The sequence below is a fragment of the Streptomyces sp. NPDC093795 genome (genome assembly GCF_044764665.1).
Lineage (GTDB): Bacteria > Actinomycetota > Actinomycetes > Streptomycetales > Streptomycetaceae > Streptomyces.
Window position 1 is genome coordinate 483,466 of the sequence record NZ_JBIWIO010000003.1, and the last position, 12,663, is coordinate 496,128.

At 72.3% G+C, this 12,663-nt stretch carries 5 protein-coding genes; 2 read left to right on the forward strand and 3 right to left on the reverse strand.

Annotated features, from left to right (window positions below):
* Nucleotides 1-91: 91 nt before the first annotated feature.
* From ACIRB7_RS11025 to ACIRB7_RS11035, 3 genes are all read right to left on the reverse strand, one after another.
* Nucleotides 92-343 carry a hypothetical protein gene (locus tag ACIRB7_RS11025; protein WP_403595519.1) on the reverse strand — a complete coding sequence of 84 codons (252 nt, stop codon included), beginning with the start codon at nt 341-343 and terminating at the stop codon, nt 92-94.
* 491 nt (nt 344-834) lie between these two features.
* Entirely contained in the window at nt 835-4,206 is a 3,372-nt protein-coding gene (locus ACIRB7_RS11030; protein ID WP_403595522.1) for a S8 family peptidase, read from the reverse strand.
* A 358-nt stretch (nt 4,207-4,564) separates the two neighbouring features.
* Nucleotides 4,565-6,550 carry a beta-galactosidase gene (locus ACIRB7_RS11035; RefSeq protein WP_403595525.1) on the reverse strand — a complete coding sequence of 662 codons (1,986 nt, stop codon included), beginning with the start codon at nt 6,548-6,550 and terminating at the stop codon, nt 4,565-4,567.
* A 222-nt stretch (nt 6,551-6,772) separates the two neighbouring features.
* On the opposite strand from ACIRB7_RS11035, the gene ACIRB7_RS11040 reads away from it, so the two are divergent.
* Entirely contained in the window at nt 6,773-9,703 is a 2,931-nt protein-coding gene (locus ACIRB7_RS11040; protein ID WP_403596202.1) for a glycoside hydrolase family 3 C-terminal domain-containing protein, read from the forward strand.
* The gene (gene yicI / locus ACIRB7_RS11045; protein WP_403595528.1) at nt 9,700-11,982 is read left to right on the forward strand and encodes an alpha-xylosidase; all 2,283 of its coding nucleotides are present in this window, start codon (nt 9,700-9,702) and stop codon (nt 11,980-11,982) included. Before ACIRB7_RS11040 ends, yicI begins: the two co-directional genes overlap by 4 nt.
* The last annotated feature ends 681 nt before the right edge of the window (nt 11,983-12,663 follow it).

The window sequence follows — 12,663 nt, forward strand, 5'->3', positions numbered from 1 at the left end:
CGCGCCGCGGCCATGACGTGTGCCCATGCCACGGGTTCCGCCGTGAATCCCGGAGCGGGAAATGCTCCGGGATTCACGGCAGGAGGCTCGCTCAGAGACCGGCGAGACCGGTGAGGCCGCCGGTGTTCACCGACACGCCGGTGATGCCCTGGGCCAGGCCGGGGACGCCGCCGACGAGACCCTCGACGCCCTGCACGGTCTGCAGGTTGCCGACGGTGCCGAGCAGGTTGGTGACGTCGCCGGTCACGGCGCCGGCGAGACCGCCGTTGACGCTGACGAGACCGCCGGAGACGGCGTCGAGCTCGGTGTCGTCGATCTCGCGGGTCTCGATGTCGTTACGCATGGGGCGCACCTTTCTTGTCCATGGGGGGAATCCTTTTGCCGCGGGGGCCCGGCGGGTGGCGGATAAGAGGGGGGAAGCCGCTCCTCCGTTTCACCGCGACGGGCCAGATCAAAGCACGCGAACGAGTGACCGGGCCAACTCGGTTGACGCCCTTTCGGGCCCGGATGTGACGCTCGGGAGGCAGGCGTGCAGCTTGTTTCACCGAACGCCGACAGCTTCTCCGCAGGACCGGGTAACAGATTCGCGCGGTGCGGGACGCGGAGGGGAGAAAATGGGGCGAACGCGGACAGCTGTACGCCGTCGCCTGGTCGTATCGGAGAGCCCTTGAGGAGGCTGTGCCCGCGTCACGCACACAATGTGCGAGTTTCCGGCAGACGCAGACGCAGACGCAGACGCAGACGCAGACGCAGGGTCGGACACGGACACCCGTGCGGCGTCACCACCCGAGGGTGGTGACGCCGGTTCACGTGCGAGCGGTCAGTGGCGAGGCGTCACTTGCCGAGCCACGCGTCGCGGATCGTCAGCGTCGACGTGTTGCCCTGCTTGTCCGTGACCTCGGTGGAGAGGGAGATGCCGCTGTCCTTCGCCGGGTTCTTCACGGAGATCCTGCCGTCCCTGACCTTCACGAGCCGCCAAGTCTTCCCGTCGTCGTAGCTCACGGACACGGCGAGCGACCTGAGGTTCTTCCCGGCCGCCGCGCCCTGCACGGTCACCGGGACGAGGACCGACGCGCCCGCGGGGGCGCGCGAGGCGAGGTCGACGGGGGCCGCGAAGCGGACCGTGGACACCGGCAGCGCCGTGGTGGCCGTGACCTGCTGCGAGCGGAACGTGAAGCTCGTGTCGATACGGGTCGAGGCGGCGGCGATCTTCGCCGAGCGCTCCACGGAGGTCGTGAGCCGGTACTCGGCGTCGGCGGCGCCGACCGTGAAGGGCCCCGCGCCGGTCAGCGGGTCGTCGTTCTCGGCGACCTTGACCCCGTCGCGGTACAGCGTCGACGTGGCCGAGGTGTGCGGCGTGGAACCCGTGTGCCCCGCGCCGTCGGCGAACAGCGGAAGGGAGCCGACGAGCTGCTGCTCGCCCGTGGCCGGGTCGGGCGCGGTGCGGAAGACACCCATGTCCTCGCCCAGGAGCGGACCGAAGACACCCGTGTTGAACGTCTCCCGGTACGTCCGGCCGGCCTCGTAACGCTTCGGCCGGACCATCGCGTAGCCGCCCTCGTCGGTCGGGCCCCACTCGTCGGGCTCGCCGTACTGGCCGGACCTCGTCAGCCAGGTGACACCGTCGGTGGTGGAGACGAGGAAGGTGTGGGTGCCCGGCGTCGCCCGGCGCGCGAAGAACGCGTTGCCCGGAGAAGCGCCCGGCAGGTGGGGGAAGGGTGCGGTGAGCGCGGTCTTCCCGGGTGCGGACGAGCCGAGCCCGACCTTGAGCGTGGCGAGCTCGTCCGCCTTCACGTGCTTGGTGTAGCCGGTCGCGACCTTGCTCGCCTTTCCGCCGAAGGCCACCGAGTACTGGGTGGTGTCGTCCTTGACGAAGTGCGCGTCCCAGGCCTGCAGAAGCGTGCCGTCGGTGACGGCCGGACCCAGGTGGGCGGTGCGGAAGCCGGTGAAGCCGGGGAGGACCCAGCCGTGGCCGACGGTGCCGATCTCGGTGGCGAGGTCGTAGAACGTGCCGCCGAAGTCGGCCGTGTCGAGGCCGGGCACCGTCAGGTTCACCGGCCTGGTGGTCCGCGCGTCGGCGGTGAGCGTGGTGTCGGCGGAGATCTCCAGCTTCGGCTGGGCGATCCAGTCGGTGCCCTTGCTGAAGTCCGAGGGGTCCTCGTAGACGGCCGTGTCGAAGGTGTACGAGCCCTTGGGCACACGGATCGTGTGCGGTCCCGGCTCGCTGTCGACACGGGTCAGGAAACCCTTGGCCGCGCCGCCGACGCCGTACAGGGTGTTGGAGAAATGGGAGGCTTCCGTGCCGTCGCGGCCGATGGTCCGGAGCGTGACGTCGTAGGACTCCGCCTCGCGGACGGCGACCGCGGCCGTACGGACGGACTGGCCCGCGCCGGTGGCGGTGACGTAGCCCGAGTAGCTGCCGTCGGCGTCGCCGATCCTGGTGTCGGCGATCAGGTCGACCTCGACCCTGCCGCCGGCGGGCACGGTCACCTTCGAGGTGCCGAGCGAGAAGAACCCGGCCGGGGCCGGCTTGCCCGCCGGGTCGATGGTGGACACCGACAGGTCGAGGGTGACGTCACTGGTCCCGAGGTTGCGGTAACCGAGCTTCTTGGTGGCGAGCGGGTCGTCGGCGTGGGGCCACCGCGCCACGCCGAAACTCAGCGAGACCGGATCGGCGATCACGCTCTGCGCCAGTGCCCGGTCGACCTGGATACGGCCCGAGCCCTGCTGGAAGGCGCTGTGATCGCCGCCCTTGGTGGACGCGATCAGCGCGCCCTTCAGCTCGGTGGACTTCCAGTCCGGATGCTGCTGCTTCAGGATCGCGGCCGCGCCCGCCACGTGGGGCGTGGCCATGGAGGTGCCGTCGATCTGCAGATAGCCGGGGGCCGGGTGCGGAACGCCGGGGCGGGTGTCGAGGGCGCTGCCCGGCGCCGCGGCCGCGGTGATCGCCACCCCGGGTGCGGTGACGTCCGGCTTGATGGCACCGTCCTCGGCGCGCGGGCCGATGCTGGAGAAGGCCGCGGGCTTGTCGTCCTTGTCGACCGCCCCGACGGTCAGTGCCGCGTCGGCGCTGCCCGGTGAGCCCAGCGACGAGTCGCCGTACTCGCCGTCGTTGCCCGCCGCGACGGCGAAGAGGATCCCCTTCTCGGCGGTCAGCGTGTTCACCGCCGCTTCCAGCGGGTCGACGCCGGGGCTGTCCATGCCGCCGAGGCTGAGGTTGACCACGTCCGCGCCTTCGGCGGCGGCCCACTCCATGCCCGCGATGACGGCGGAGTCGTCCCCGAAGCCCTCGTCGTCGAGGACCTTCCCGCTGATCACCTCGGCGCCGGGGGCGACGCCCCTGTACCGGCCGCCGGACTTGGCGCCGGTGCCGGCGGCGATCGACGCGACATGGGTGCCGTGGCCGACGCGGTCCACGGCGTCGGCGGAGGCGGAGAAGTTCTTCTCGCCGACGACCTGGGTGCTGAGGTCGTCGTGGGTCCTGTCGACGCCGGTGTCGAGGACGGCGATCGTGACGCCCTTGCCGTCGAACCCGGACGCCCATGCCTTGTCGGCGCCGATCTGCGGGACGCCGCGGTCCAGGGTCGCCCTGCGTACCCCGTCCAGCCACACCGTGGCGATGCCGGAGGCGGCGGCGCGCGCACCGGTCCGCTGCTCGCTGGTCAGCGCGTCCCACACCTTCGCCACGTCGTCCTGTGACGTACGGATGGCGTCGGCGTCGATGGTCGGGAACGTACGCCGCACCTGGGTGTCGCCGGCAGCGCGCACCTCGGCCCGCGCGGCGGCGCCGGCACCCCCTTCGTACCGCACGATCAGCTTGAGCCCGGCGCGGTGGCTCTCGCGCAGTCGCGGGTCGGTGAGCACGGCGAGGTCGAAGAGCCGCTGGTCCAGCCTGCCCGTGGCGATCAGACGCTGGGCGTCGCTGGGCACCACCAGGGTCCGGTCCTCGGTGCGCCGCACCTGTACGGGTATGTGCTCACGGCCCTCGGCGGGCTCGAAGCCCACCATCCGCCCCTCGGCGTCCACCACGACGCGGTCTCCCGTGATCAGCGGGATCCGCTGGTTACCGCCGACGCGGGTGATGTCCGCTGCGGCCGTCGGGTGCGCGACGACCGCCGTCGCGGGGCCGGTCGTGCCTGCTACCAGGGCCACCGATGTGGCCGCTGCGATGGTGAAGGCGCCTGCTCTCTTCACATGTGCGCGCAAGTCTCCCCCAGGAGCTTGGAATGAGGTCGAGTGGTCTTCGCCGGACAGGGGCACGAGGGCGCCCGCCGCCGGCCAGCGCAGTATGGCCAGGTGATCAACGGCGGTACGGGTGGCAGGCGTTGAGGCTCGTGCTTTCAAGCCACGCCGAGGTCCGTGCGTGCGATGGGACGACGATGGCCGTGTGACGGCGCTGTGACGCCCGGGCGATGCTTGTGCGACACCGGCGCACGCCGGCGCACGCCGACCCCGCCGGATCGCCGTCCAGGGCAGGCCCCGCGCGCTTTCGACGACCGGCCCCCTCGGGGTCGGAGCGCGCCCCTCCCCGTTTGGCCGTATCCGCACCCGGACGGACGGCCCTTCAGCGGGCGCGCAGCACCGCGCAGCCGCCGGGCGGCAGTTGGCGGACCGGGCCTCCCACCAGCAGGTCGTGGGCGGGCTCCGGCAGTGGCACGGCATCGGCGCGGTGGTTGACCAGGACGTGCCAGCGGCGGCCGTCCGCGGCGTGGCGGGTGACGGCCTCGACACCGGACGGCAGGCCCGGCAGCTCCTCGACCACACCGGCTTCGTCGAGCAACCGGGAGACCAGGGCCGCGTAGCCGGTGTCGTCGAGACGGGTGGAGAGGTACCAGCCGGCGCCCGCCCCGTACCCGTGGCGGGTGAGTGCCGGACCGCCGGCGAGCATGCCCTCGGTGTACGTGGCGAGGACCTCGGCACCCTCCGTACGCAGGGACTCGCTCCAGGCGGTGCCGCGCGAGCCGTCGGAGAGGACGGTCACCTCGTCCCGCCGCAGCGGGCGGTACTCCTCGATCCGGATCCCAAGCGCCGCCCGGAGCGGAGCGGCCGGGTAGCCGCCGAGGCGGGCGTGGAGGCGCTCGTCGACGGCGCCGCTGAAAGGCTGGACGAGCAGGGTGCCGCCACGCGCCACATAGCGGTTCAGGTTCGCGGCGCCCGCGTCGGAGAGCAGGAACAGGGCCGGCGCGAGCACGAGCCGGTAGCGGCTCAGGTCGTGCCCCGGGTGGGCGAAGTCGACCGTGACGCCGGCGTCCCACAGCGCCCGGTGGGCCCGGCGCAGCGTGCCGTGGTAGTCGAGTGCGGCCGAGGGCAGCCCGTCGGCCTCGAGCGCCCACCAGGCGTCGGAGTCGTGCAGGACGGCGACCTCGGCACGGACGGTGGAACCGGCGAGTTCACCCAGGCGGCTCACCTCCTCCCCGACGGCCGCGACCTCGCGGAAGACGCGGCTGTCCGGCCCGGCGTGCGGGACCATCGCGGAGTGCCACTGCTCGGATCCCGCGCGGGACTGGCGCCACTGGAAGAACATCGCGCCCTCCGAACCGCGGGCGATGTGGCCGAGGGTGTGGCGCCGGATGTCACCCGGCTCCTTGCCGAGCACACGGTCGCCCGCGTACACGGTGTTCGTGCCCTGCTCCATCAGCAGCCAGGGCGCGCCGCCGCCGAAGGAGCGGGCCCGGTCGGCGCCGAAGGCGGTGTCGGCGGCGGCGTCCACCGCGGGCGCGGCGGGGTAGTGGTCGACGGCCACCAGGTCGACCTCACGGCCGAACGCCCACAGGTCCAGGTTCTGGTAGCCGGGCAGCATGAGGTTCGTCGTCACCGGGCGTTCGCTGTGCGCGCGGATCGCGTCCCGCTGCTCGCGGTACGCGGTGAGGGCCTCGTCCGACCAGAAGCGGCGGAAGTCCAGGGCCTGGCCGGGGTTCTTGTGCCACTGGGTGGCGCGGGGCGGCATGATCTGCTCCCACGCCGAGTACCGCTGGCTCCAGAACGCCGTCCCCCAGGCCTCGTTGAGGGCGTCGAGGGAGCCGTGACGGGCCCGCAGCCAGACCCGGAACGCGGCCGCGGTGTGCGCGCACCAGCAGAGCGTCGCGTACTCGTTGTGCACGTGCCAGAGGGCCAGCGCGGGGTGGTCACCGTAGCGGGTGGCGAGAGCGTCCGCGATACGGAGGGCGGCCCGGCGGTACGCGGGCGCGGCGAGGCAGTAGGTGTCCCTGCTGCCGTGGGTCAGCCGGGTGCCGTCGGGGGAGACCGGCAGGGCGTCGGGGTGGGCCAGGGTGAACCAGGGCGGCGGGGAGGCGGTCGGGGTGGCGAGGTCGACGGCGACACCGGCCGCGTGCAGACGGTCGAGCTGGGTGTCGAGCCAGGCGAAGTCGTAGCGGCCCTCCTCGGGTTCGAGCAGAGCCCAGGAGAAGACGCCGACGGTGGCCAGGTTGACCCGCGCCCGGCGCATCAGCTCGTCGTCCTCCTTCCACACCTCCTCGTCCCACTGCTCCGGGTTGTGGTCCCCGCCGAAAGCGAGACCGTCGAGCCGGTCGGTCAGCCGGCGCGTCGTCATATGAGCCACTCCCTCAGCTTGTGCCGTCGGCATCGACGTGTCGAAGCGCTTGGATGCCGAGGCGAGGCTATTGACGCGATTCCCGTACGACAAGAGCCTGGGCACATCCAAGAATCCCCGGAGCAGCAGCAGTTGACACCGACACCGGAGCCTGTCAGCGTCGAAGCGCTTCGACGAAGAGTGTCACCGCCAGCCTGCCGAGGGGTTGCCCACGTGAGTTCCCTGTCCGCGTCCGCGGCCGATCAGCCGCCCTTCCGCGACCCCGCGCTCCCGCTGCGCCGACGCGTCGACGACCTGCTCGAACGGCTCACGCCCGACGAACGGATCGCGATGCTCCACCAGTACGCGCCGGCCGTCCCGCGCCTCGGCGTCGACTCCTTCCGTACCGGCAGCGAGGCCCTCCACGGCGTCTCCTGGCTGGGGGAGGCGACGGTCTTCCCCCAGGCCGTCGGCCTCGGCGCCACCTGGGACGAGGACCTGGTGCACCGGGTCGCGGAGGCGGTCTCGGTCGAACTGCGCGCCTTCCACCGCCACCGCCCGCCGGTGATCGCCCCCGACCGCGCCCCCAACAGCCTCCAGGCCTGGGCGCCCGTCCTCAACCTGCTGCGCGACCCGCGCTGGGGGCGCAACGAGGAGGGCTACTCCGAGGACCCGACGCACACCGCCCGCCTCGGCGAGGCCTACTGCCGGGGCCTGTCCGGCGACCACCCGACCTATCTGCGCGCGGCCCCGGTGCTCAAGCACTTCCTCGCCTACAACAACGAGGACGAGCGCTGCACCACCTCCTCGGGGCTGCGTCCGCGCGTGCTGCACGAGTACGACCTCGCCGCCTTCCGCCCCGTCGTCGCCGCCGGGGTCGCGACCGGGGCCATGGCCGCGTACAACCTGGTCAACGGCCGCCCCTGCCACGTGACTCCGCTCATCGAGACCGAACTCCGCCGCTGGGCGCGGCCGACCGGCCACGAGCTGTTCGTGGTGAGCGACGCAGAGGCCCCGTCCAACCTCGTCGACCCCGAGCACTACTTCGACGACCACGTCGAGTCGCACGCGGCGGCGCTCAAGGCCGGCATCGACAGCTTCACCGACCACGGCGAGGACAGCGAGACACCGCTCGGCCGGCTGCGCGAGGCCCTGGAGCGAGGCCTGATCGACGAATCCGACGTGAACCGCGCGGTCCGGCGTCAGCTCGAACTGCGCTTCAGGCTCGGCGAGTTCGACCCCGACCTCGACCCCTATGCGGCGATCGGCCCCGAGGTGATCGACTGCCCCGAGCACCGCGCCCTCGCGAGGCGCGCCGCCACCGAGTCGGTGGTGCTGCTCAAGAACGAGGGCCTGCTGCCGCTCGACCCGGCGCGGGCACCGCGGATCGCCGTCGTCGGCCCGCTCGCCGACACGCTGTGCGAGGACTGGTACAGCGGCACCATGCCGTACCAGGTCGGCATCGCCTCAGGACTCGCCGCCGAACTCGGCGCCCACGGAGGTGAGGTGATCCATGTGGACGGCTCGGACCGGATCGCGCTGCGCTCCCGCACCACGGGCGAACTCCTGGGCAAGACCGCGTTCGACGTCGTCGACTGGGGCCACGGCGTGCTGACGCTGCGCGCCGCCGACACCGGCCGCTACCTCAGCCTCAAGGACGACGCCTCCCTCGCGGCCGACCAGAAACTGCTGAAGAGCTGGGAGATCCACGAGACCTTCCGCCTCGAAGCGGCGGGCGGGGCGGTCGGCGGGGGAGGGGGTGACCACGACCTGCTCCTGCGCTCCGTCCTCACCGGACGTTACGCCGCCGTGGACCCGACGGACGGCCGGGTGACCGTCACCGCCGAGACCCCGGACGCCGCCGAACGCTGGCAGCGGGAGCTGCTGCGCGACGGCACGGCCGAGGCGCGGGCTGCGGCCGAAGCCGCGGACGCGGCGGTCGTCGTCCTCGGCAACCACCCGCTGATCAACGGCCGGGAGACGGAGGACCGGGCGGGCATCGACCTCCCCGAGACACAGGAGGCACTGCTGCGCACGGTCGCGGCCGTCCGCCCGGAGACGGCGCTCGTGGTGATGAGCAGCTACCCGTACGCCGTCGACCGGGCCGAGGAGCACCTGCCCGCCGTGGTGTGGACGTCCCACGGCGGGCAGGAGACCGGCCACGCCCTGGCCGCCGTGCTGCTCGGCCGGGCCGAGCCCTCGGGCCGCCTGCCGCAGACCTGGTACCGGGGCGACGACCCGCTGCCCGACCCGCTCGACTACGACATCATCAAGGGCGGCTGGACCTACCAGTACCACCGCGCCACCCCCCTCTACCCCTTCGGCCACGGCCTCTCCTACACCGTCTTCTCCCACCGCGACCTGCGTCTGTCGCGCTCGTCGATGGCCCAGGACGGCACGGTCGACGTCGCGGTGACCGTGACCAACACCGGCCCGCGGCCCGGCAGCGAGGTCGTCCAGCTCTACGTCCGGGCCGTGGACGCCCGCTACGAGGCCCCCCGGCGGCGCCTCGCAGACTTCCGCAAGATCCGCCTGGAGCCGGGGGAGAGCCGGGACGTCACGTTCCGGCTGCCGGCCGAGCGGCTCGCCCACTGGGACGTCGCCACCGGTGCCTTCACCGTCGACCCCGGCGGATACGAGATCACCGTCGCCCGCTCCGCCGAGCACCCCGTCCTCACCGCACCGCTCACCGTCACCGGGGCGGCCCCCGAGCCCCGCGCGGTCGTCGGACGCCGGACCCTGGCCGTCGACTTCGACGACCACGAGCACACCACCATCGTCGACGCCACCCGCGCCGACGGCGACGCCGTCGCCCCTGCCGATCCGGCGACGCGGCCCGCGACCCTCCTCTTCCGTGCCGTCGACCTCACCGGAGCGGTACGCGTGGAGGTCGAGACCGCCCGCGAGGCCGAGGGGTCGCGGGAGGCGCGCCTCGAACTCCACGCCGGTGAGCGGCGGCTGGCGGAGATCAGGGTGCCGGTCACGGGCGACCGCCACACCTGGACGGCCTGCGCCGCCGAGTTCACCGCTCCGCCGGACGGCGTCCACGACCTGCGACTGACGCTGCACGGCGCCTTCCGCCTCGCCGCCTTCCGCTTCGGTGAGGGCCCCCACGGGAACCGTGGCCCGATCACCGCGCACGGTGCGTCGCGTACGGAGGGAACCTCGCGATGAAGTTCACCGACGGGTACTGGCTGATGCGCCCGGGCCACACCGCGCGCTACGCCGCCGAGGTCGCGGACATCCGGGCCGACGAGCACCGGATGACGCTCTACGCTCCGGTGAAGCAGGTGCGCGGTCGCGGCGACACCCTCAACAGTCCGTTGCTCACTGTCGAGTGCTGGTCGCCGGCCGAGGGCGTGATCGGGGTACGCACCACCCACCACGCCGGCGCCGTACGGCGGGGTCCGGAGTTCGCGCTGCCCGGAGCGGAGCAGGGGGCCGGCAAGGTGCGCCGGGACGGTGGGGTCGTCGAGCTGGTCGCCGGTGACCTGACGCTGCGGGTGGACACGGCCGAGCCGTGGCGCCTCGACTTCACCGCCGACGGGCGGGTGCTGACCTCCGTGGGGGAGCGCGGCACCGGATTCGCCACCGACGCCGAAGGCCGGCACTTCATGCTCGGCCAACTCTCCCTGGGAGTCGGGGAACTGGTCTACGGGCTCGGGGAGCGGTTCACTCCGTTCGTCAGGAACGGCCAGACGGTGGACATCTGGCAGGCCGACGGCGGCACCAGCAGCGAACAGGCGTACAAGAACGTCCCCTTCCACCTGACCAACCGGGGGTACGGCGTCTTCGTCAACCACCCCGGCAAGGTCAGCTACGAGGTCGGCTCCGAAGCGGTCGGCCAGGTGCAGTTCAGCGTCGAGGACCAGTCGCTCGAGTACTTCGTCGTCCACGGCCCGACGCCGAAGCGGATCCTGGAGCGGTACACCGCGCTCACCGGCCGCCCCGCCCTGCCCCCGGCCTGGGCCCTCGGCCTCTGGCTGACGACCTCCTTCACCACCGACTACGACGAGGCCACCGTCAACCGCTTCGTCGACGGCATGGCCGAGCGCGGCATCCCCCTGAGCGTCCTCCACCTGGACTGTTTCTGGATGCGCGCCTACCAGTGGTGCGACTTCGAGTGGGACGCCGACACCTTCCCCGACCCGGTCGGCATGCTGACCCGGCTCAAGGAGCGGGGACTGCGGATCAGCGCCTGGATCAACCCGTACATCGCGCAGAAGTCGGCCATGTTCGAGGAAGGCATGCGCGAGGGCTATCTGGTGCGCCGCCCGGACGGCTCCGTGTGGCAGTGGGATCTGTGGCAGCCCGGCATGGCGCTGGTCGACTTCACCGATCCCGCGGCCCGCGCCTGGTACATCGGCAGACTGCGCACCCTGCTCGACCAGGGCGTGGACTGCTTCAAGACCGACTTCGGCGAGCGGATCCCCACCGACGTGGTCTGGCACGACGGTTCCGACCCGGAGCGGATGCACAACTACTACACGCAGCTGTACAACCGGGCCGTCTTCGAGCTGCTGCGCGAGGTACGCGGGGAGGGCGAGGCCCTGCTCTTCGCCCGCTCCGCCACCGCCGGCGGCCAGCAGTTTCCGGTGCACTGGGGCGGCGACTGCGAGTCGCACTTCAACGCCATGGCGGAGTCACTGCGCGGCGGGCTCTCCCTCGGTCTGTCCGGCTTCGGTTTCTGGAGCCACGACATAGGCGGCTTCGAGGGCACTCCGACCCCCACCGTCTTCAAGCGCTGGGTGCAGTTCGGTCTCCTCTCCTCGCACAGCCGCCTGCACGGCAGCAAGTCCTACCGCGTGCCCTGGGACTACGGCGAGGAGGCCGTCGAGGTCACCCGCGAGTTCACCCTGCTCAAGCACCGTCTCGCCCCCTACCTCCAGCGCGCCGCCCAGGAGGCACACACCACCGGCGTCCCCGTCATGCGGGCCATGGTCCTGGAGTTCCCCGACGACCCCGCCGTCGGCACGCTCGACCGGCAGTACATGCTCGGCGACGACCTGCTCGTCGCCCCGGTCTTCAGTGACGACGGGACGGTCGAGTACTACGTACCCGAAGGGCCGTGGACGAACGTCCTCACCGGTGCCCGGATCACCGGCCCCCGCTGGATCCGTGAGCGGCACGACTTCCACACCCTGCCGCTCCTCGCCCGCCCCGGCTCCGTCCTCCCGCTCGGCGCCGACGACCAGCACCCCGTCTCCGCCTGGCCGGACGGAGTCGAACTACGGGTGCACGCCTTCGCCGACGGCGCCGAGCGGACCGTCGTGATCCCGGCCGCCGACGGCCCCGGCGAGGCGGCCCGCTTCCACCTGCGCCGCCGGGGTGACCACCTTCACGTGACCACCGACAGCCGGCACCCGTGGCACCTGCGCGTCGGCGGCCCGGACGGCACCCTTCACGCGCAGCCCGCCGACACCCTGGAGGCAGTTCTCCCCTACGAGGACTGAACCGTCACACTTGTATGCACAAGTGTGACGGGGTCCGCCCGGCGGGCTTCCCTACCCCCGGTGGCCCATTTCCGTCGCCGTGCGGTGGACCTCGAAGAGCCTCCGGCCGTCGCGGTTGATCCAGGTCGCCGTCAGGGTGGGGTTGCTGGGTGATGTAGTCGAGGATCGCATCCCGCTCGTGCGCGTAGGTGCCCCAGTCGTCGGGCTCGGTGTTCTGCGTGTCGTCCCAGATCATGCCGGTGGCCAGGGCCTTGAACGGGGCCGTGCTGGTCCGCAGGCCCTCGCGGAGCCAGTCCCCCTGCACCCGGCCCGGACAGGTCGGGCTTGGCGGGGTCGGCCCAGCTGGGTTCCGTGCGGCTGAACCAGCGGGGGTCGAGGAGGAAGACCTCGATGGGGCCGCGGCGGAAGGAGGTGTAGATGCCCTGGCCGGCCTCGCGGGTGGTCAGGAGGGTGCCGTCGGCCGCGTGGCCGAAGGTGGCGTTCGCGCGGCGGTCGACGCATGGAGGTGGGCGTGACGGCGGGTGCCGCTCCGGCTCGTACCAGGCGGACATAGCGGGCGAGCGCGACGAAGAAGGCGGCGCTGTCCTCGACGGCCGCGGCGGGCTGCGTTGCCGCGCCGGAGGCGTCGAAGCACTTGTCGACGGTGAGGCTGGACACCAGGAACCGGCCGCTGCCGTGCCG